The sequence below is a fragment of the Methylobacterium sp. D48H genome (assembly GCF_053345715.1).
Genome location: NZ_JBKFAP010000011.1, coordinates 105,130 through 125,266, shown reverse-complemented (window position 1 = coordinate 125,266; position 20,137 = coordinate 105,130). Strand labels below are relative to the sequence as shown.

Here is a 20,137-nt window from a genome sequence, read left to right as displayed (position 1 = left end):
ACGGGACGCCGCGCCGGCGGGTCCGTCCGGCGACGCACCGATACAGCCCATTACAGCCCATGCCCGATACCGATCTCAGCGGCCTCGGTCGCGACGCGCGACACCTGCGGCTCGACACCTTCGTCCGCCTGCGCTGGCTCGCCATCACGGGCCAGAGCGCGGCGGTCGTCGGGGCGCAGTTCGGCCTCGGCCTGCCGCTGCCGTTCGGCTGGTGCTTCCTAGTGATCGCCACCTCGTCTTGGCTGAACCTCGCCCTGCGGATCCGCTTCCCGGCGAGCTACCGGCTCAGCGACGATTCCGCGGCCCTGCTTCTCGCCTTCGACATCGTGCAACTCGCGGCCCTGCTGTTCCTCACGGGCGGGCTCCAGAACCCGTTCTCGCTGCTGTTCCTCGCGCCCGTGCTGATCTCCGCCACCGCCCTGCCCCCCGAGCGGACCCTGGCGCTGGGCCTCCTAGCGGTGGGCCTCGCGACGCTGCTCGCCCTGGTGCACCGGCCCCTGCCCTGGTTCGCGGACGGGCGGATCGAGCTGCCGTTCCTGTACGTCTCCGGCGTCTGGACCGCGATCCTGCTCGGCACCGCCTTCACGGGCGTCTACGCGTGGCGGGTCGCCGAGGAGACCCGGCTCCTCGCCCAGGCGCTCGCCGCCACCGAGCTGGTGCTCGCCCGCGAGCAGCACCTGTCGCAGCTCGACGGGCTCGCGGCCGCGGCTGCCCACGAATTGGGCACGCCGCTGGGCACGATCATGGTGGTGACCAAGGAGCTGATCCGCCAGCTCGGCCCCACCGCCTCGCCGGCGGTGGCGGAGGATCTCAACCTGCTGCGCGAGCAGGTCGACCGCTGCCGCGGCATCCTCGGCAAGCTGACCTCCCTCGACGGGGACGGGGCCGGGGCCGGCTTCCTGGAGACGGTGACGTTCAGCCACCTCGTGGAGGAGCTGGTGGCGCCGCAGCGGGCACTCGGCGCTGCCCTCGCCGTCACCAGCGCCGGCGAGGGGCCGGAGCCGGCGTGCCGGCGCAACCCGGGCGTCATGTTCGGGCTCGCCAACATCCTCGACAACGCCGTCGACTTCGCCGAGGCCGGCGTCACCGTCGAGGGGCGCTGGACGCCCGACCGGGTCTGGATCGAGATCCGCGACGACGGCCCGGGCTTCTCCAGCGAGGTGCTGCTGCGGGCGGGCGAGCCCTACGTGACCACCCGCAGCCACGACCGGCCGCAATCCGGTGGGACCGTGGGGGCCGGCCTCGGCCTCGGGCTGTTCATCGCCAAGACCCTGATCGAGCGCTCGGGAGCGCAGCTCGCCCTGATGAACGTCGCGGCGCCGGACGCCCACGGGGCGATCGTGCGCGTCTCCTGGGCCCGGCACATCTTCGAGCGCGGCGCCGCGCCGCGACATTCTCCGGAACTCAGTATCCGCGCCCCCCTGCCACCGGGCGATGCCGTACCTATATGAGGGACAGACCAAGAACCCGACGACGAAAACCCGAAAGGAGTGCCGGATGCTCACGCAGCCCGGGACCTCGGCGGCGACCGACCCCGCCGTGATCAACGATGCCGATCCGCTGGCCGCCTTCTCCGACCGCAGCCTGCTGATCGTCGACGACGACAAGCCCTTCCAGACCCGCCTCGCGCGCGCCATGGAGAGCCGCGGCTACCACGTGCAGGTGGCCGACAGCGTCGCGGACGGCGTCTCCGCCGTCGAGGCGCGCGCGCCCGCCTTCGCGGTGATCGACATGCGCCTCGGCGACGGCAACGGCCTCGACGTGATCGCCCGCCTCAAGGAGCGCCGGCCCGAGGCCCGCGGCGTGATCCTCACCGGCTACGGCAACATCGCCACCGCGGTCACCGCGGTGAAGCTCGGCGCCTTCGACTACCTCGCCAAGCCCGCCGACGCCGACGAGATCCACGGCACGCTGATGGCGCAGCCGGGCGAGCGGGCCGACCCGCCCGAGAACCCGATGTCGGCCGACCGGGTCCGCTGGGAGCACATCCAGCGCGTCTACGAACTGTGCAGCCGCAACGTCAGCGAGACCGCCCGGCGCCTCAACATGCACCGGCGGACCCTGCAGCGGATCCTGGCCAAGCGCGCGCCGCGCTGAGGCCGGACCGCTCCGGCGCCGTCCGGTCGGTTGCATCGCCCCACCTCTGTGGGCTAGCTGCGCGGGTCCCGGACGGTTCGTCCGGGGCCCGAAATCTTTTCGAGGGCGGATCTCGTGAACGGGCGCAACGCCATCACCATCATCAGCATGATGGTCCTCGTCGGCACCGAGGTGTTCGCCGTGGCCATCGCGGCGGGCTGGGCCATCGCGGGCATCTTCGATCTCGGCGACCGGGTCGGGCACGTCCTGATGGGGCTGTTCAGCCTGTTCGCGGCCTGGATCATGCTCCAGCTCTGGCGCCGGGCGACCAGCATCGAGCCCCTGCGGGGCCCGGCGCCGGCGGCGCATCGCTGAACGAGCGCCTGCGGACGGCTTCTTCGTTCAAGTTGCATCCAGCGGCGGAATGATCCCTATGCGTGCGGCGTGTTCGACAGTGCGCCGGCCTTCCTGTTAGAAGCGACCGGCGCCGGTCTGTGTGACGTTGTCGCAGGTCACACCCCCGTCCTGACACGCGTGAGACCCGTAGATCCATGAAAGCCCGTATCATCGTCACCCTGAAGACCGGTGTGCTGGACCCGCAGGGCAAGGCGATCGAGGCCGCCCTCAGGTCCCTCGGCATCGAGGGCGTCGACGGCGTCCGGCAGGGCAAGGTCTTCGACATCGAGGTGTCGGCGGCCGACGGCGCCGCCGCCGAGGCGACGCTGCGCACGGCCTGCGAGAAGCTCCTGGCCAACACCGTCGTCGAGAACTACGCGATCGAGATCCTCTGATGCGCGCCGCGGTCGTCGTCTTCCCGGGTTCCAACCGCGAGTCGGACGTCGTCCGGGCCCTGCGGCGCTCCGGCGCGCAGGTGAGCCTCGTCTGGCACGCGGACCACGCGCTCCCCGCCGGCACCGACCTCGCCGTCCTGCCCGGCGGCTTCTCGTACGGCGACTACCTGCGCTGCGGCGCCATCGCCGGCCGGGCCGCCGCCATGGACGCGGTCCGGGCCCACGCGGCCCGCGGCGGCCTCGTGCTCGGCATCTGCAACGGCTTCCAGATCCTGTGCGAATCGGGCCTGCTGCCCGGCGTGCTGATGCGCAACATCGACCGGCGCTTCATCTGCCACCGGCAGACGCTCCGGGTGGAGCGCACCGATACCCGCTTTACCAGCGCCTACACGCAGGGCCAGGTGATCAACGTCTGCGTCGCCCACGGCGAAGGCAACTACTTCGCCGATCCCGAGACGCTTGCGCGGATCGAGGGCGAGGGCCGGGTCGCCTTCCGCTACTGCGACGCGACCGGCGCGATCACCGTCGAGGCGAACCGCAACGGCTCCCTCAACGCCATCGCAGGCGTCCTGTCGGAGACCGGGAACGTCCTCGGGATGATGCCGCACCCGGAGAACTTCGTCGAGGATCTGGTCGGCGGGACCGACGGGCGCGGGCTTTTCGACAGTCTGGCGGCCTGAGATCGACGCGCGAAAACGCGTCTTAACTTCGCATTAAGGTTTTCGAGGCATAAACAGGCATCCAGTGATCTGGATGTCGAGTTGGACATGTTGGTCCGCTCTGTTTTGATGCCTCCCTGATGACTCCTCGAGCCGCTCCCTCCGGGGCGGCTTTTTTCTGTGCGCCTGCGGAGCGCGACGCGGGTCGGTGCCGAGGGGCGGGTCTCGCCCGAGAACGGCCCGCGCGGACATGGCCGCCCCGCCATCCGGCCCTTCGGACAAAGCTGCGCGCTCCCGGACGGCGTCGGTCACGGTCGCGGGCCGCTCGACCCGGCGATGCCCCGTCCGTCGCACCGTCGCCCCGGATCCGTACGCGAAAGCCCAGGCCGGAGGACCCGACCTGGGTTAATAGCGATCTTGGCCGGAAGCCCTCTCGGCAGAGAGGGAGTTGGGCGGGGGCGAGCCGCCTCAGTACAGCCCGCCGGCCTGCGCGGCCCGGTCGGGATCGGGCGCGACCGCCGCCGGGGCGGCCGCCTGGCCGCCACCGCCGCCGGAGGACGGCGCCGAGTAGGAATCCGGCGGCGCGGTGCCCGGCTTGAACGCCTCCAGGATCGTCCCGGCGCCCTCCCCCGAGCCGGCGCGGGTGCCGCTCGCGAGGTTGATGCGGATCAGCTTGATCCCCGGGGGCACACGGAACGGCGTCGGCGGCTTGTCCTTGAGGGCCGTCTTCAGGAACTCCAGGGCGATCGGCGCCGCCAGGCCGCCGCCGGTGGCGCGGTCGCCGAGCGAGCGGGGCTTGTCGAAGCCGATATAGATGCCGACCGCCAGGTCCGGCGAGAAGCCCACGAACCACGCGTCCTTGGCGTCGTTCGTCGTGCCGGTCTTGCCGGCGAGCGGCTTGCCGATCTGCTTCAGGATCGTGGCGGTGCCGCGCTGGACCACGCCCTCCATGATCGAGACCATCTGGTAGGCGGTTAGCGGGTCGAGCACCTGCTCGGAATCGTCCACCAGCTTCGGCTCGTCCTGGCCCGACCACTTCTCGGCGTCGCAACCGATGCATTTTCGGTTGTCGTGCCGGTAGATCGTCTCGCCGATGCGGTCCTGGATCCGGTCGATCAGGGTCGGCCGGATGCGCCGGCCGCCGTTGGCCAGCATCGAGTAGGCGGTGACCATGCGCATGACCGTGGTCTCGCCCGCGCCGAGCGACATGGGCAGCACCGGCAGCATGTCGTCGTAGACGCCGAAGCGGCGGGCGTACTCGGCGATGAGCGGCATGCCGACATCCTTGGCGAGCCGGACCGTCATCAGGTTCTTCGAGTGCTCGATGCCGTAGCGCAGGGTGTGCGGGCCGCCCGACTTGCCGTCGTAGTTCGAGGGCGTCCAGGCCTCCTGGCCGGGGCCGGCCTCGATGGTGATCGGGGTGTCCTGGATGATCGAGGCGGGGGTGTAGCCGTTGTCCAGCGCCGCCGAGTAGACGATCGGCTTGAACGAGGAGCCGGGCTGGCGCATCGCCTGGGTGGCGCGGTTGAACTCGGATTCGTCGTACGAGAAGCCGCCGACCATCGCGTGGACGCGGCCCGTATTCGGGTCCATGGCCACGATGGCGCCGGAGACCTCGGGCTTCTGGCGCAGGCGGAACTGCCCGCGGCCGCCGTCCATCGCCTCGACGTAGACCATGTCGCCGGCCTGGAGGTTGGCGCGGCCGGCCCAGCGCATGCCCTCGGGGGTGATCACGCCGGTCTCGCGGTCCTTGCCGACCTGGCCGGAGGCCTCGCGCCGGGGCTGCAGGCCGATCTGCACGCCGCCGCCGCCGTTGCCCAGCACCACGGCGAGCCGCCAGGGCGCCACGTCGCCGAGCGCCGGAACTTCGGCCGCCGCCATGCCCCAGTCGCGCCCGGTCAGGTCGACCTTGGTGACCGGACCGCGCCAGCCATGGGCCTGGTCGTAGCGCACGAGGCCGTCGACCAGCGCCTTGCGGGCCCAGGCCTGCATCTTCGGGTCGAGGGTCGTGCGCACCGAGAGGCCGCCCTCGTAGAGCTTCTTCTCGCCGTAGCGCTCGGAGATCTCGCGGCGGACCTCCTCGGTGAAGTAGTTGGCGTTGGCGGCGTTCGGGAAGGCGACGCGCGGGTTGACGCCGAGCGGCATCTTCTTGGCGGACTCCGCCTCCTCCCGGGTGATGTAGCCGTTCTCCGCCATCAGGCGGATGATCTCGTTGCGGCGGTCGAGGGCCGCCTGGGTCTTGCGGTAGGGGTGGTAGTTGTTCGGACCCTTCGGCAGGGCGGCGAGGTAGGCCGCCTCGTTGATGGTCAGCTCGTGGACCGACTTGCCGAAATAGTCGAGCGCGGCGGCCGCGACGCCGTGCAGGTTGCGGCCCGGCACGATCGTGCCGAGGAAGATCTCGTTGAGGTAGAGCTCGAGGATCTTGTCCTTCGAGTAGGCCGCCTCGATGCGGAGCGCCAGCAGCGCCTCCTTGATCTTGCGGTCGTAGGTCTGCTCTGAGGAGAGCAGGAAGTTCTTGGCGACCTGCTGGGTGATGGTCGAGGCGCCCTGCCGCTTGCCCGACTTGGCGTTGGTCAGGAAGGCGCGCACGATCCCCTCGGGGTCGATGCCGCCGTGCTTGTAGAAGTTCTTGTCCTCGGCCGACAGGAAGGCCGCCACGACGATCTTCGGCATCGCCTGGATCGGCAGGTACAGCCGGCGCTCGCGGGCGTACTCGGCCAGCAGCGAGCCGTCCGCCGCGTGGACGCGGGTCATCACCGGCGGCTCGTAATTGGAGAGCGCGGCGTGGTCGGGCAGGTCCTGGCTGTACTTCCAGTAGAAGTAACCGCCCACCGCCGCGCCGACCACGAACAGCACCGCGGCGGCGCTGAACAGGATCCCAAAGAAACGGAGGATCAGACGCATCCGGTGTTCCGCTCGTCGCTGGCCCGGCCGAATGCCGGAATCGGCTCATCCGGCGCGTGCACCCCGCGCGCTGCGCGGCCGGCCCCCGGACGGTCCCGTGAGACCCCCTCGGAATGCCGGTTTCGGCGGCCGTGCGACGGGGCGTCGGACGTCCCGTATCGACACTCTATCTATGGTGAAACTGGGGCGGCGGCGGCCGCGCGGCGCGTCGGGGCCGGCCGGCCGAGCGTGGCGCGGTTGGTGAAGAACTGGTCGATCGCCTTGGCCATGGAGCCGGTGACGTCGGCCCGCCACTCCGGCGATTGCAGCATCTCCAGGTCGCGCTTGCTGGAGAGGTAGCCGAGTTCCACGAGCACGCTCGGCACGTCGGGGGAGCGCAGCACCACGAAGCGCGCCTCGCGGTGGGGCTTGGCGCTCATCTTCATCACGGGGGCGAGCTGGCCCATCAGCGTGCGGGCGAAGCCCGACGAGAAGCCCCGCGTCTCGCGCAGGGTCAGCTCCTGCAGGATGTCGGCGATGTCCGGCGGCGCCTCGGCGGCGTCGACGCCCGCGGCGGAATCCGCCCGGTTCTCGCGCTCGGCGAGCTTGGCGGATTCGGCGTCCGTGGCCTTCTCGGAATTGGTGTAGATCGTGGCGCCGCTCACCTGGGGGGCCGCCGAGATCGAGTCCGCGTGGATCGACACGAACAGGTCGGCTCTGGCGTCGCGGGCGAGGCGCACCCGCTCGGCCAGCGGCACGAAAACGTCGCGGTCGCGGGTCATCCGGACCCGGTAGCGGCCGCCCGCCTCCAGCTTCGCCACGAGGGCCTGGGCGAAGCCGAACACGATGTCCTTCTCGAACACGCCGCCCACCGCGATGGCGCCGGGATCGGTGCCGCCGTGGCCGGCATCGACCATGATCAGCGGCCGCTGGTCGGCGGGCTCCGGCGGCGCGGCGCGGGCCTGGGCGGGGGCGGGATCGGCGGTGGCGGCGGCCTTGCGGAACGCGTCGCGGTCGGCGCGCTGCAGCGGGATCGTGAGCAGCACCGCGCCGTCGCGCGGCCGCGTCGCGGTCTCGATCTTCCCGACGATGGCGGGCGCGGTGAGGTCGATCACGATGCGGGACCGCCCGGGCGCGAACAGGCCGTAGCGGAAGCTCTGCACGAGGCCGTCGCGGCGGCTGCCGGTCCCGGAATCGAGCTGGAAGTTGACCTCGGGCAGGTCGATCACCGCCCGGTCGGGCCGCTCCATCACGAAGCCGCGGGCCTCGACGGCCCGGGACAGCGTCAGGGTGAGGCGCGTGGTGCCGGCCTGGCTCGCGACGTCGGCCCCGATGGCGACGGCCGGCTTCTCGCCGTTCTGCGCGGCAGCCGGCATCCCCGCCAGCGCCGGCAGGAGCGCGACGGCGAGGCGGAGCCATGCGGAACGGATCAGGCGCGCGCAGTTCGGCATCGGTCCGGTGTCGTCTCCCGTGCCCTCCGTTAAGGCATGGGACCGGCTTGGTTAACGGGCCGTTGCCGCCGCGGGTTCGATCGGGCCGGCCTTGTGGCCGGGATGCGACAAGTCCCGGCCGCCCGCGCGCAGCGCCTCAGCGGTACGCGACGACCCGGCTCGCCTGCCCGACCACCGTGACCCAGCAGGTCAGGGACGCGTCGGCGGCCCGCTGGACCTCGCCGACCTGCAGGCGGATGACGTCGGCCGGCGAGCGGGCACCCGAGAGCGCCCGCAGATGCGCGACGGCCGCCTCGCCCTCGCCGCGCACGTAGCGGGCGATGATCGAGCCGATCTCGACGACGTCGAGGCGGTCGGGGGTGAAGCTGATTCGGTTCGCGGCCGCGGCGAGTCCCAGACCCGCGCCCGGCACCGGCGGGGGGGCGATGTCGATCACCGCCCCGGTTCCGGACTCGGCTTCGGACCGGGCTTCGAACTCGGCTTCGGACGTCGTCGTAGCGGCTGTGGCCACCGGGTCGGACGGGACGTCCACCGCGCCGTCGGGCGCGGTCTCGGCTTCGGACGCCCCACCGGGTGCCGCGGCGGTCATGACCGCGTCCTCCGTCTCGGCGCCGGTCCGGACGGCCTCGGCGGAGTGGTCAGGCGATTGGTCAGGCGCTGTTGCGGGTGCTTGAGCGGGTTCATCCGCCGCGATCGGGACGTTCGCGGCCGGGATCTCGGGGTTGGCCGACGCGTCCTGCAACGGCTGGGGCGTCCCGGCGGGACGGCTCCTCGGTCGACGCGGCTTTCCCATCGCGCGATCTCCTCCTGTCGGCGTCGGCCCATCCCGACGGAACGGCGGCCGGAGGTCGTGCGCGGCCGGCTCGCCGGCGGTGTCGGCGCCGGGCCCGTGACGCCCGGGCGTCAGAGCGGGGGATCCGGCGGGCCTGGACGGCCCTGCCGGATCCCGGTCTTCGTGCCCCGATCGCGGACCGGGGCGGCCGGCCTCAGCGGGCGGCGGCGTTCTGCGCCAGGGTGCCGTAATCCTTGGCCTGGGCCTGGAGGGCGGCGAACTGGCTGCGGACGAACTCGGACTGGAGCTCGAACGCCTCGCGGAGATCCTTCGTGCGCACCAGCTTCTGGGCGAAGTCGAAGGTCGCGTTGGCGTTGGCCTGCGCGTGATCGAACCCCTTCGCGACCGCGGCGCTGAGGGTCGACTGGAAGGTCTGGCCCGAGGCCTGGACCTGCTCGGCGGCCTTCACGGCGTTCGCCATCATGGTGCCGACGGCGGTCCGGGCCTGATCGACGCTCTTGTCGGCGAAGTCGCGCATCTCGGTCGGGATCTCGAAGTTCGGGGTCTGCATCGATGTCTCCAGCATCATCCTTGGAGCGGGACGCCGCATGCGTCCGCATTGACGCCCCTCTATATGTTGCACTGCAACAAGAAGTCAAGTGCAGGTTCGGGGCGCACTCACGGATCCGGAGGCCCGATAAAGTTCCGATCCGATGATGTCACGAAGTCATCGGCACGGTGCCGCTGCCCGATAGCAGGTTGCGAGCAAGCTACACCATTGACTCAGTCGGCTATGATTGCTGATCCCAGCGGAAACCCGATTGGCAAAAAACTATCTCCCTGTCCAGATGGGCGCGAACGGATCGTGAATTCTTCTGGTATACCAAGCGCATCGGAGGAGTCAGGACCGTTGATCCAGGGCGAGCCGGGACGGATGCTGCATCGCACCGGCCGCCGATTCGGCCAGGCCGGCATAGAGTGCGCGGAGCGACGCCGTGTGCGCCGCCAGACCCATCGGGGCCACCCGGAAGAGGCGGCGCGCCTCGGCCCCGAGGGCGGCCGCCAGGGCGTCGTTCCGGAGCGCAGCGAACGCCTCGGCGAGGGGCGCGATCTCCGGCGCGACCACGAAGCCGGTCCGGCCGTGCCGGACCTTCTCGGCGGCGCCGGAGCGGTCGGAAGCGACGACCGGGATGCCGGCCGCCAGCGCCTCGTAGACCGTTAGCGGCCCGGTCTCGTACCAGCGGGAGGGCGCGGCGAGCGCCCGGGCGCGGGTCCGGAGCGTCGCCCAGACCGCCTCGGGCCGCTGCCAGCCGATCACCTCCACGCCGTCCCGGGCGCGCAGCTCCGCCTCCAGCGGCCCGGCGCCGATCAACAGGGCCGGGAGCCCGGCGGCGCGGGCGGCGTCGGCCACGAGGTCGGCGCCCTTCTCCCGGGTGAGGCGCCCCACATAGGCGATAGCGTCGCCACGGGCGGGCTCGGCCGCCGGCCCCTCCGGGAGCCGGACGGGATTGTCGATCCTGTGATGCGTCAGGGCGTAGCGGCCGAGGAGGGCGCCGAGCCGCTGGCGGCTGGCGTCGCAGACATGGACGACGTGGAGCGGGCGGCGCCGGCTGGCCCGGCCGACGACCTGACGCAGCGCCGCGGCGCGGGCGACGCGCACGGCCTTATGCACCCGGCTGCGCGGGTCGCAGGGCGCCGCCAGGCAGGCGGCCGACAGGGGCGCGAGCCCGCAGGGCTCGGCCCGGTCGAAGCGGTAGTAGACGCCGTTCGGGCAGACCAGGGCGTAGTCGTGCAGCGTGACGACCAGCGGCACCCCGGTCTCCGACAGGACCGGGACGATCGCCGGCGACAGGGTCCGGGTCCACTGGTGCAGGTGGATGCAGTCCGGCGGCACCGCGAGGCCGGCGAGGGCGGCGGCGAGCCGGCGGGCGGCGGCCGCGTGCCAGATCCCGGCGGCCGCGGCCCGCGCGGCGCCGAGCGACCAGATGTCGGGCAGACCGAGGTCGATCCGGCGGATGCCGGCATGGTCGAGGAGCGGGTCGACGGGACCCGGGATCGCCTGGATGTAGGTGACGCCGAGGCCGGCCTCGGCGAGCCCGCGGGCCGATTCGAGCGCGACCTTCTCGGCGCCGCCGCTGGCGGCCGCGAACTCGGCCAGGATCACGACGTGCACGGTGAACCCTCCCGGGGATCGATCGCTCTCGCGCGCCGGGAGGATGGGGCAGACCGGTTTACGGGCGATCAACCGCGGCCGGATACAGCTGTCGGTCCCGGATCGCAGCGGCGGAAGTCCTGACGTGCACGTCGTCCTCGTCGCAGACCACGCCGCGATCAACGGCGGCCAGGCCAAGGTCGCCATCGAATCCGCCCTGGGGCTCGCCGCCCGGGGGGTCCGCGTCAGCCTGTTCGCCGCGGTCGGCCCGGTGGACCCGCGGCTCGAGCCGGCCGGCGTCCGGGTGGTCTGCCTGGACCAGGACGACGTCACCACGGCGCGCAGCAAGCTCGCCTTCGCGGCCCAGGCGATCTGGAACGGGCCGGCCTGCCGCGCCCTGGCGGCGGAACTCGCCGCCTGCGATCCCCGCGACACGCTGGTCCACGTCCACGCCTTCGCCAAGGCGCTGTCGCCGTCGATCGGCACCGCGCTCCGGGCCTCGGGGCTGCCCTGCCTCTACACGATGCACGAGTTCTTCCTCGTCTGCCCGACCGGCGGCTTCTACGCCTACCCGGCGCAGCGGATCTGCCACCGCACCCCGATGTCGCCCGCCTGCATCGTGGCGAACTGCGACGCGCGCAGCTACCCGCGCAAGGTGGCCCGGATGGTCCGCCATGCCGGGCTCGCCCACGTGGCCCGGCTGCCGGAGCTGTTCGCCCACGTCATCACGATCAGCGACCTGCAGGAGAGCGTCGTGCGGCCACTCCTGCCCCGCGGCACCGCCTTCCACCGGGTCGACAACCCCATCGCGGTGGCGCCGGCGCCGGTCCACGACGGGCCGCCGGGCGACTTCCTGTTCGTCGGGCGGATCTCCACCGAGAAGGGCGCGCCGATCTTCGCCGAGGCGGCCCGCCGGGCGGGCGTGCGGGCGGCCTTCGTGGGCGACGGCCCCGAGCGGGCCGAGCTCGCGGCGCGCTATCCCGAGGCGGTGATGCTCGGCTGGCGCGACGCCGCGGCCGTGCAGGCGCTGATGCGGCGGGCCCGGGCGCTGGTCTTCCCGAGCGTCTGGTACGAGGGCCAGCCGCTCACCGTCTACGAGGCGCTCGCCTGCGGCGCGCCGGTGATCGTGAGCGACGCCTGCGCGGGTCGCGAGGCCGTGGCCGACGGCGAGACCGGATTCTGGTTCCGCTCGGGCGACCCGGACGACCTCGCCGCGCACCTGCGCCGCCTGACCGACGACGGCCTCGCCGCCCGGATGGGCCGGGCCGCGCACGAGCGCTACTGGGCCGCCCCCCTGACCCTGGATGCCCATCTCGACCGTCTCGAGGCCGTCTACGGGACGGTCCTGCGCGAGGCCGCGGCCCGCGCGCCGGCCCGCGGCCCGCTCGGGCGGCCGCTGGCGACCGCCTGACGGAGATTCCGGTGCGCACGTCCTCGCGAGCGCGGCGGAGCAATCCAGGGCAGCGGGTCGCCTCGGCACGCGGCGCGGTTCTGCGTCGCTCCGCTGCGCGCGCGATGACGGGGCGCACCGATCAGGCCCGAAAGATCGGAAACACCCGCCCTCCCTCGCGTTGATGCCCACCGGCACCCTTGCGTGCCTCCGTCACGGACGAGCGAGCGACATGGCCGAGACCCACAAGCCGAACGAGACCAAGCCGGGCTTCCAGCAGGGCAGCGCCAAGCCGGGCGACGCCAAGAACCCCGACAACAAGCAGGAGAAGCTGAACGAGCGCCTGGACGACGCCCTAGAGGAGACCTTCCCGTCGAGCGACCCGGTCTCGGTGAAGGTCACCAAGTAGGTCCCGCGCGGGCCGGGCGGATCAGGCCGCCCGGTCGTCCGGGACCGCCGCCCGCGCGCGCTCGATCAGGCGGCGGGCCTCGGGGCCCGGGACCGCGCGGCTGAACAGGAAGCCCTGAACCTCGTCGTAGCCCTCGGCGCGGAGCATCGCGAGCTGCTCGGCGGTCTCGACGCCCTCGGCGGTGGTGGCGATGCCGAGGCTGGTGCCCAGGCTCGCCACCGCGCGCACGATCGCCGTGCAGTGGGTGTTCTCGCCGACCTGGCTCACGAAGGAGCGGTCGAGCTTGATCTTGTCGAACGGGAAGCTGCGCAGGTAGCCGAGGCTGGAATAGCCGGTGCCGAAATCGTCCATCGCGATCCGGATGCCCATGGCCCGCAGCGCGTGCAGCGTCGCGAGGTTGGCGGCGCTGTCGGCGAGCAGGACCGATTCGGTGATCTCCAGCTCGAGGCGCCGCGGGTCAACCCCCGCGGCGGCGAGCGCCCCACGCACGGTCTCGACCAGGTCGCGGTTGCGGAACTGGATCGGGGAGAGGTTCACGGCGAGCCGGATCGCCTCCGGCCAGGTCGCCGCCTCGGCGAAGGCGGTCTGCATCACCCAGGCGCCGATCGGCACGATCAGGCCGGTCTCCTCGGCGAGCGGCACGAACTCGGCCGGAGAGACCGAGCCGTGCTCCGGGTGGTGCCAGCGCAGCAGCGCCTCGAAGGCGAGGATCCGACCGGCGCGGGCATCCATCAGCGGCTGGTAGACCAGCGAGAACTGGCCGCGAGCGAAAGCCTCGCGCAGCTCGTTCTCGCGCCGCCGCCGCGCCTGCACCCAGGCATCCATCTCCGGCTCGAAGCACCGGAAGGTGCCGCCGCCCTCGGCCTTCGCCCGGTAGAGGGCGAGGTCGGCGTTCTTCATCAGCGTCTCGGGATCAGTGCCGTCCCGGGGCAGACAGGCGACGCCGATGCTGGTGCCGATGTGGCAATCCTGGCCGTCCAGCCGGAAGGGGCGGCCGAGCTCGGCGATCACCCGCGCGACCAGCCCGTCGGCCAGCGCCGGGAGGTCCGGCCCGCGCACCAGGATGGCGAACTCGTCGCCGCCGAGCCGGGCCACGAGGTCGTCCTCGCGCAGGCAGCCGGCGATCCGCTCGGCCGCCTCGCGCAGCAGCGCGTCGCCGACCGGGTGGCCCAGCGTGTCGTTGACGATCTTGAACTTGTCGAGGTCGAGGCAGAGCAGCACCGCCGCCTCGCCGTCCCGGGCGTGGCGGGCGATCGCCTCGGCGAGGCGGTCCCGGAACAGCACGCGGTTCGGCAGCCCGGTGAGCGCGTCGTGGTGGGCCATGTGGGCGATGCGGGCCTCGGCCCGGCGCCGCTCGGTCATGTCGATGGCGGCCTCGAGCACGGCCTGCCGCCCCTCGAACGGCATCGCCCGCTGGAACAGGGACACCTCGATCGCGGAGCCGTCGGCGCGACGGTGGAGGGTGCCGGTGGGCGGCAGGCCGGGTGCCGGCGCCGCGTCGGCGGCCATGGCGAGATCGGCCGGCGCCCGCTCCAGGAACTGCTCGCGGCTGTAGCCGTAATGGGCGACGGCCGCGTCGTTGACCGCCAGGAACCGGTCGCGCGCGTCGGCCACGACCCACATCGGCACCGGGTTGTTCTCGAACAGGAGCCGGAACGAGGCCTCTCGGGCCTTGATGTCGCCGACATCCGTCATCGTGACCGAGACGAGATCGCCGACGCAGCCCGCCTCGACCTTGAGGTAGAGCGTGCCGCCGTCGGAGCGGGGACGGCTCAGCTCGAAGGCCGCGCGCCCGCCCCGCTCGACCATGGCGGCGAGCGTCGCGATCGTCCGCGCGGTGACGGCCCCCGGGAAGAGCTGGCCCACGCGCTGCCACTGCAGGGCGGCGGCGGGGCGCTCCAGCAGGCGCTCGGCCCCGCGGTTGAGGGCGACGATCTTGAAATCGACCGGCCGGCCGGCCGCGTCCCGGACCGTGCTGAGGGCCAGGATGCCCTGGTCGGTGGCGGTGAACATCGCCTGGACCAGCTCGGTCCGGACGCTCGCCCCGTCGAACCCGACCAGCACGAACGGCTCGCCCCAGCGGTTGCCCAGGGGCACGCCGACGAGGCGGGTCGACGTCACCACCCCGACGGCGAGGCGATCGCACCGGGCGTAGGCGGGCTGGCCGGACGTGAGGGCGGCCGCGACCATCTCGTCGACGGGCTCGCGCAGCTCGATCGGGAGCGCGTCGACTGGGAGGGTCTCCGTCGGGATGATCTCGGCCGGGACGATCCCGGACAACGCGCCCTCCGCGCCTTCGGCACCCTGCGCGAGCCAGGCGCCGAAGACCTGGCCCGCCCAGAGGATCCGGGCGGCCCGCCCGTCGCGGGTCGTCACCAGGGCGGCCCGGTCGGCGAGGCGGCCGAGGCTCCCGAGCACGACGGCCTCGTAGGACGGGATCGGCGCCCCCGGCGTCCGGCAATCCTGCCAGTGCCGGAGGAGGTTCTTGCCCGTCTGTCCGTCGTCGTGCTGCGCGCTCACCGAGCCGCCCCAGTTGTTCACCAGGTGCCAGGAAGCAGGGACTTCGTTTAAGCCGGGTTCATATGCCGACTTATAATCCCATGATACGTACTATTCCCCAGCTCTAGCCAGGATTTCAGGCAGACTCGAGCAGCCGGCGGGCGATCACCTGCGCCTGGATCTCCGCAGCGCCCTCGAAGATCGAGAGGATGCGCGCGTCGCACAGGATCCGGCTCACCGGGTACTCGAGCGCGAAGCCGTTGCCGCCGTGGATCTGGAGGGCGTTGTCGGCCGCCGCCCAGGCGACGCGGGCGCCGAGCAGCTTCGCCATCCCGGCCTCTAGGTCGCAGCGCTTGCCCTCGTCTTTCTCGCGGGCCGAGAAGTAGGTGAGCTGGCGGGCGATGTTGATCTCCACCGCCATCATGGCGAGCTTGTCGGCCACCCGCGGGAAGTTCACCAGCGCCTTACCGAACTGGACCCGCTCCTCGGCGTAGCGCAGGCCGACGTCGAGGGCCGACTGGGCGACGCCGATGGCGCGGGCCGCGGTCTGGATGCGGGCCGACTCGAAGGTCTGCATCAGCTGGGCGAAGCCCTTGCCCTCGACCTCGCCGAGCAGGTTGCCGCCCGGCACCTCGAAGCCCTCGAAGGCGAGCTCGTACTCCTTCATGCCGCGGTAGCCGAGCACCTCGATCTCGCCGCCCGACAGGCCCTGGACCGGGAAGGGATCCTCATCCGTGCCGCGGGGCTTCTCGGCGATCAGCATGGAGAGGCCCTTGTGGCCCTTCTCCTCGGGTTTGGTGCGCACCAGCACCGTCATGATGTCGGCGCGGACCGGGTGGGTGATCCAGGTCTTGTTGCCGGTGATCTTCCAGACGTCGCCCTCCTTCACCGCGCGGGTGCGCAGGCTCGCGAGGTCGGAACCGGTGTTCGGCTCGGTGAAGACAGCGGTGGGCAGGATGTCGCCGGAGGCGATCTTCGGCAGGAAGCGCTGCTTCTGCTCCTCGGTGCCGCCGCACAGGATCAGCTCCGCGGCGATCTCCGAGCGGGTGCCCAGCGAGCCGACGCCGATATAGGCGCGGGACAGCTCCTCCGAGACCACGCACATGGCGGTCTTCGGCAGGCCCATGCCGCCGTACTCCTCGGGGATCGTCAAGCCGAAGACGCCGAGTTCGGCCATCTTCTGCACGATCTCCATTGGGATGTAGGCGTTCTTCAGGTGCCACTCGTGCGCCTGATCGACCACCTCGGCCTTGCCGAAGCGGCGCATCTCGGAGCGGATTGCCTCCATGTCCTCGTCGAGGCCCGAGGCGCCGACGGTCGCCGAGCCGCCGCCGTCGCGCATCAGCGCCACCAGGGCGGCGCGGTTCTCGGGGGTGTTGCCCTCGGCGATCAGAGTCTCGACCGCGTCCGTGCGGTACGGGGCCACCTCCTTGGCGGAGAGACCGAGCGACCCGGTGACGCGGACCATCTCGCCCTGGCTCATCGGGATGCCGGAGAACAGCTGGTCGAGATACTCGCCGGCGCCGATCCGGACGAGGAGCGCCTCGGTCTCGCCGAACCGGCCCTCCCCTTGCAGGCGCTCGGCGTAGCCGCCGAGCTCGTTCACCGCCTCCGCGTAGGTCGCGAGCCACGCGAGCCCGTGGGCGGCGTGCTGCTGGCCCTCGAGCTTGGCCGCGTCGATCCGCCCGTCCGTCCCGAGGATCCGCGTGCGGACCCGGCGCGTGGCCTCGGCGGCCAGCGCCTTCGCGCTTTCACCGGCGGCCTTGGTGAGGGCCACGAGATCCTGCGGCTCGGTCTGGATGGCGGGGGATGCGGACATGGTTCTCTGCTCGCGTGGCGTCTTCTTGGATCGGGTCTTTTAACCTGCCGCGGTCCGGAGCCGAAGCAGATTTCGTTTGTCTCGCCTTGAACTGAAGTTGAATACCGGGGCTGGCGGGCCGGCGCGCAGCCCTGCGAAGTCAAGGCCTGACCGGCGCGGCGACGCGCGACGCTCCGGACACTGATGATCGTGCCTTCAGCCTACCGAAACCTGCTCGCCGGACGGCCCCGGCTCAGCGCCTCTGCTCGCACCGGGTCTTCAGGTAGGACCCGTCCTCGCCCTTGAAGCCGGCATTGGCCGCCAGGACCGGACCCTGGACGAGGCATTCCTGGAGCGTGTGGGCCGGGCCCGTCACCACGTCGATGGCGGTCTCGCGCGAGCAGTCCGGGGCCTGGACGGAGGCGGCGCAGATGAGGGCGACGACGATGATCTGGTTCATGGGGCCTCCCGTGCGGGCCCGGCTCTCGAGACGGCGGGCGGCGTCTACCGAAAGATGGACCGCCCGACCTGGTTCCCTCGGTCCGGCCGCCCCGACGTGGCGCCGATGTCGCGCCGTCACACCAGCGCGGCGAGATCCGCACCGGCCTCGATCCGGTCGGGGGCGGGCACGCGGCCCTCGCCCAGCAGGTGGAGGAACGCCGTGAAGGCGGGGTTGCGGCCGATGCTACAGGCGGCCACCGCGCGGTTGTCGCGGACGTAGTAGGCGATGAAGTCGAGCGCCGCCGGGTCGCCCTGCAGGATGATCCGCTCGAAATCCGGCGCGTAGCCGCCGTAATCCAGGCGCTTGTCGCCCTGGTTGCTCCAGAAGAACGGCGCCCCCGCGAAGGCGCCGGTGGCGCCGAGCATCGCCCGGGCGACGTGCGTGCCGTGCTGCTGCGCCAGCCGCCAGTGCTCGATCCGCGCCGTGACGCCGCTGCCGCACTCCGGGAAGGCCGCGATGTCGCCCGCGACCCAGACGTTGTCGGCGAGCTTCAGGTCGGCGCCGACCGGGAGGCCGCCGGACTCGTCCGGCTCCACCCCGGCGACGATCCCGGTCTCCGGCGCGGCGCCGGCGCCGATCAGCACGAGGTCGGCCGGAAGCCGCGCGCCGTCCTCGGTCTCGACGGCCTCGACGGAGCCGGTGCCGGCGATCCGCGCGACCGTGCCGGTCACGAAGGTCACGCCGTTGCCGGCGTGGTAGCGCTTCAGCGCCGCACCCACGGCCTCGCCGAAGCGCTTGGCGAAGGGGACCTCCTCCCGGGACAGGACCGTCACCGACAGGCCGCGCTTGGTCAGGAAGGCCGCGGCCTCCAGGCCGATGAAGCCTGCGCCGATCACCACCACGCGCGTCGCCCGCTCCGCCGCGGCGCTGAGGCGCACCGCGTCGTCGAGGCTGCGCAGGCTCATCACGCCGTCGAGATCCCTTCCCTCGAAGTCCGGCACCACGGCGCGGCTGCCGGTGGCGATCAGCAGCGCGTCGGCGGACAGGACCCGCCCGTCCGCCAGCGCGACGCTGCGGCCGGCCGGGTCGATCCGCGTCGCCTCGGCCTCGACCCGCTCGACCCGGTGGGCGGCGGCGAAGTCCGGCTCCAGCAGGGTCTTCTCCGCCGGGGTGGGCTTGGCCAGGAACTGCTTGGACAGCTTGGTCCGGTCGTAGGGCGGGTGGCCCTCGCGGCCGACCAGGGTGATCGCCCCCGCGAAGCCCTCGCGCCGGAGCGTGGTGACGCAGGCGGCGGCGGCCGCACCGGTGCCGACGATCAGGACATGCGCGACGGGCGTTTCCGCCCGCTTGGCCGGAGGGGGCTCAGGGCTGAGGGTCGCCACCGCCTCGCCGCCCTCGATCCGGACGGGATAGCGGGTCAGCGCCTCCAGAGCCGGCGGCTCCTCCAGGCTGCCGTCGGCGACCGCGAAGGCCGCCTTGTGCCAGGGGCAGTAGAGCCGGCCGCCGCAGATCTCGCCCTTGGCCAGCGGCGCGCCGAGATGCGGGCACTTCGCCTGGAAGGCGCGCACCCCGTCGGCGTCGCGCACGAACAGCACCGCGTCGTCGCCCGCGGCCCCCTCGCCCTTGCCCTCGGCCTTGCCGCCGAGGGGGATCGCGTCGAGGGCGAGGCGGATCTCGCGGGGCTTGTCCTGGTTCATCCTCGCCTCGCGCGGTGCCGGCCCGGGCCGATCCGGCCCGCGCGCATCAAACCGCGAGGGCGCGAAGGGTTTCCGCGCCTTCCGTCGCAGGGGTCGCGGCCTCGGCGGCGACCGCCCGCGGCCATCTCAGCCGCGGCTCGCCACCGCCACGCCGAGGGCAGCGAGCGCCATGCCGGCGCCCTGCACGGGGGTCAGCACCTCGCCGAACAGCAGGTAACCGAGGACGGCCGCGACCGGCGGCACGAGGAAGAACAGGGCGGCGACGCCCGCCACCGCGCCCCGCCGGATCAGCACCAGCAGCAGCAGGATCCCGGCGACCGAGTTGACCAAGACCGCCCAGCCGAGGCCGAGCCACAGGGCGGGCGCCGGATCGAACGCGGTGCCGCCGAAGGCGAGCGCCAGCGGGATGGCGCAGGCCATGCCGCCGACGAACTGGAGGGTCGCGCCGGCCAGGAGATCGACCTGGCCGCCGGTGCGCTTCTGCCAGAGCGTGCCGAGGGTCAGCGCCAGCACCCCCAGGAGGCTGACGGCCAGCGCCGCCGGCGGGATCCCGGACGGGTCCGTGGCGCCGAGCTTCGGGGCGAGCACGAGGCCGGTGCCGACGAAGCCCATGAGGATCCCGAGCGCCCGCCGGCCGCTGACGCGCTCGCCCAGCAGCGGTTGCGCCAGGAGCGCGGTGAGCAGCGGCTGGAGGCTGCCGACGAGCGCCGCGATGCCGGCCGGCAGCCCGTGGCTCACCGCCCAGAAGACGCCCGACAGGTAGACGCCCTGCATCAGGAAGCCCGCGACGACCGGGTCGCGCCACCCCGCCCGGTCCGCCGGCCAGCGCACCCGGGCGGCCGCGGCGATCAGGGCCAGCACCAGGGCGACGGCCGTGAAGCGGATTGCGGTGAAGGCCAGCGGATCGACGTGCGGCACGACCGCCCGGGCCGAGATGAAGCCCGTGGCCCAGATCGGGATGAACAGCGCCGGGAGAGCGCCGGACGCGAGCGTCGACGGGCGGGAGAGCGTAGGCATGGCCGCCGGACGGAGCATGCCGGCGCGCCCGGCGCAACGGTGATCTCGTCCGCGGGGCGCGACCGGCACCGGCGTGGCGCGGACGCGTCACCGGCCGCCGA

The 20,137-nt window shown here is 72.5% G+C and carries 17 protein-coding genes; 7 read left to right on the top strand and 10 right to left on the bottom strand.

Annotation, left to right across the window (positions count from 1 at the left end; translation table 11 throughout):
• Positions 1-59 precede the first annotated feature (59 nt).
• From ACLBX8_RS18775 to purQ, 5 genes are all read left to right on the top strand, one after another.
• Positions 60-1,451, top strand: coding sequence for an ActS/PrrB/RegB family redox-sensitive histidine kinase (locus ACLBX8_RS18775; protein ID WP_020093985.1), 1,392 nt, complete (start codon positions 60-62; stop codon positions 1,449-1,451).
• A gap of 46 nt (positions 1,452-1,497) precedes the next feature.
• Entirely contained in the window at positions 1,498-2,097 is a 600-nt protein-coding gene (locus ACLBX8_RS18770; RefSeq protein ID WP_012321283.1) for an ActR/PrrA/RegA family redox response regulator transcription factor, read from the top strand.
• 114 nt (positions 2,098-2,211) lie between these two features.
• Positions 2,212-2,451 (top strand): hypothetical protein, encoded by a 240-nt coding sequence (locus ACLBX8_RS18765; RefSeq protein WP_012321282.1) that lies wholly within the window; start codon positions 2,212-2,214, stop codon positions 2,449-2,451.
• 176 nt (positions 2,452-2,627) lie between these two features.
• Positions 2,628-2,867 (top strand): phosphoribosylformylglycinamidine synthase subunit PurS, encoded by a 240-nt coding sequence (gene purS, locus ACLBX8_RS18760; RefSeq protein WP_020093986.1) that lies wholly within the window; start codon positions 2,628-2,630, stop codon positions 2,865-2,867.
• Complete coding sequence (gene purQ, locus ACLBX8_RS18755) at positions 2,867-3,547, top strand: phosphoribosylformylglycinamidine synthase subunit PurQ (protein WP_447699752.1); 681 nt, start codon at positions 2,867-2,869, stop codon at positions 3,545-3,547. The genes purS and purQ overlap by 1 nt, the downstream gene beginning before the upstream one ends.
• Positions 3,548-3,994: 447 nt before the next feature.
• Here the strand turns inward: purQ and ACLBX8_RS18750 are convergent, their stop codons facing one another.
• From ACLBX8_RS18750 to ACLBX8_RS18730, 5 genes are all read right to left on the bottom strand, one after another.
• Positions 3,995-6,430 (bottom strand): penicillin-binding protein 1A, encoded by a 2,436-nt coding sequence (locus ACLBX8_RS18750; protein ID WP_103985566.1) that lies wholly within the window; start codon positions 6,428-6,430, stop codon positions 3,995-3,997.
• Positions 6,431-6,600: 170 nt separating this feature from the next.
• Complete coding sequence (locus ACLBX8_RS18745) at positions 6,601-7,860, bottom strand: N-acetylmuramoyl-L-alanine amidase (protein WP_447699751.1); 1,260 nt, start codon at positions 7,858-7,860, stop codon at positions 6,601-6,603.
• A 136-nt stretch (positions 7,861-7,996) separates the two neighbouring features.
• Positions 7,997-8,449 carry a hypothetical protein gene (locus tag ACLBX8_RS18740; RefSeq protein ID WP_447699750.1) on the bottom strand — a complete coding sequence of 151 codons (453 nt, stop codon included), beginning with the start codon at positions 8,447-8,449 and terminating at the stop codon, positions 7,997-7,999.
• A 397-nt stretch (positions 8,450-8,846) separates the two neighbouring features.
• Entirely contained in the window at positions 8,847-9,203 is a 357-nt protein-coding gene (locus ACLBX8_RS18735) for a phasin (RefSeq protein WP_026605054.1), read from the bottom strand.
• A 330-nt stretch (positions 9,204-9,533) separates the two neighbouring features.
• Positions 9,534-10,805 (bottom strand): glycosyltransferase, encoded by a 1,272-nt coding sequence (locus ACLBX8_RS18730; protein ID WP_447715616.1) that lies wholly within the window; start codon positions 10,803-10,805, stop codon positions 9,534-9,536.
• Positions 10,806-10,929: 124 nt separating this feature from the next.
• Between ACLBX8_RS18730 and ACLBX8_RS18725 the strand changes: the two genes are divergently transcribed.
• Together ACLBX8_RS18725 and ACLBX8_RS18720 are read left to right on the top strand one after the other, a co-directional pair.
• Positions 10,930-12,195, top strand: a complete 1,266-nt coding sequence (locus tag ACLBX8_RS18725; RefSeq protein ID WP_447699748.1) for a glycosyltransferase family 4 protein — start codon at positions 10,930-10,932, stop codon at positions 12,193-12,195.
• 211 nt (positions 12,196-12,406) lie between these two features.
• Positions 12,407-12,583: a hypothetical protein gene (locus ACLBX8_RS18720; protein WP_165923182.1), complete on the top strand. Its 177-nt coding sequence runs from the start codon at positions 12,407-12,409 to the stop codon at positions 12,581-12,583.
• Between the two features lie 21 nt (positions 12,584-12,604).
• Here the strand turns inward: ACLBX8_RS18720 and ACLBX8_RS18715 are convergent, their stop codons facing one another.
• The 5 genes from ACLBX8_RS18715 to ACLBX8_RS18695 all read right to left on the bottom strand — a co-directional run bounded on the left by ACLBX8_RS18715 (position 12,605) and on the right by ACLBX8_RS18695 (position 20,054).
• Positions 12,605-15,124, bottom strand: a complete 2,520-nt coding sequence (locus ACLBX8_RS18715; RefSeq protein WP_447699747.1) for a putative bifunctional diguanylate cyclase/phosphodiesterase — start codon at positions 15,122-15,124, stop codon at positions 12,605-12,607.
• A 94-nt stretch (positions 15,125-15,218) separates the two neighbouring features.
• Positions 15,219-16,901, bottom strand: coding sequence for an acyl-CoA dehydrogenase family protein (locus ACLBX8_RS18710; protein WP_100252510.1), 1,683 nt, complete (start codon positions 16,899-16,901; stop codon positions 15,219-15,221).
• 232 nt (positions 16,902-17,133) lie between these two features.
• Positions 17,134-17,340, bottom strand: coding sequence for a hypothetical protein (locus tag ACLBX8_RS18705; RefSeq protein ID WP_012321270.1), 207 nt, complete (start codon positions 17,338-17,340; stop codon positions 17,134-17,136).
• Positions 17,341-17,456: 116 nt separating this feature from the next.
• Entirely contained in the window at positions 17,457-19,019 is a 1,563-nt protein-coding gene (locus tag ACLBX8_RS18700) for an FAD-dependent oxidoreductase (RefSeq protein WP_447715615.1), read from the bottom strand.
• Between the two features lie 126 nt (positions 19,020-19,145).
• Complete coding sequence (locus ACLBX8_RS18695) at positions 19,146-20,054, bottom strand: DMT family transporter (RefSeq protein ID WP_447699745.1); 909 nt, start codon at positions 20,052-20,054, stop codon at positions 19,146-19,148.
• Positions 20,055-20,137: the final 83 nt, after the last annotated feature.

Coding starts and splice junctions, on each gene's coding strand:
- ACLBX8_RS18770 (WP_012321283.1), top strand. CDS start 1,498: ATGCTCACGCAGCCCGGGACCTCGGCGGCGACCGACCCCGCCGTGATC.
- ACLBX8_RS18710 (WP_100252510.1), bottom strand. CDS start 16,901: ATGTCCGCATCCCCCGCCATCCAGACCGAGCCGCAGGATCTCGTGGCC.
- purS (WP_020093986.1), top strand. CDS start 2,628: ATGAAAGCCCGTATCATCGTCACCCTGAAGACCGGTGTGCTGGACCCG.
- ACLBX8_RS18750 (WP_103985566.1), bottom strand. CDS start 6,430: ATGCGTCTGATCCTCCGTTTCTTTGGGATCCTGTTCAGCGCCGCCGCG.
- ACLBX8_RS18720 (WP_165923182.1), top strand. CDS start 12,407: ATGGCCGAGACCCACAAGCCGAACGAGACCAAGCCGGGCTTCCAGCAG.
- ACLBX8_RS18705 (WP_012321270.1), bottom strand. CDS start 17,340: ATGAACCAGATCATCGTCGTCGCCCTCATCTGCGCCGCCTCCGTCCAG.
- ACLBX8_RS18775 (WP_020093985.1), top strand. CDS start 60: ATGCCCGATACCGATCTCAGCGGCCTCGGTCGCGACGCGCGACACCTG.
- ACLBX8_RS18745 (WP_447699751.1), bottom strand. CDS start 7,860: ATGCCGAACTGCGCGCGCCTGATCCGTTCCGCATGGCTCCGCCTCGCC.
- ACLBX8_RS18735 (WP_026605054.1), bottom strand. CDS start 9,203: ATGCAGACCCCGAACTTCGAGATCCCGACCGAGATGCGCGACTTCGCC.
- purQ (WP_447699752.1), top strand. CDS start 2,867: ATGCGCGCCGCGGTCGTCGTCTTCCCGGGTTCCAACCGCGAGTCGGAC.
- ACLBX8_RS18740 (WP_447699750.1), bottom strand. CDS start 8,449: ATGACCGCCGCGGCACCCGGTGGGGCGTCCGAAGCCGAGACCGCGCCC.
- ACLBX8_RS18700 (WP_447715615.1), bottom strand. CDS start 19,019: ATGAACCAGGACAAGCCCCGCGAGATCCGCCTCGCCCTCGACGCGATC.
- ACLBX8_RS18695 (WP_447699745.1), bottom strand. CDS start 20,054: ATGCTCCGTCCGGCGGCCATGCCTACGCTCTCCCGCCCGTCGACGCTC.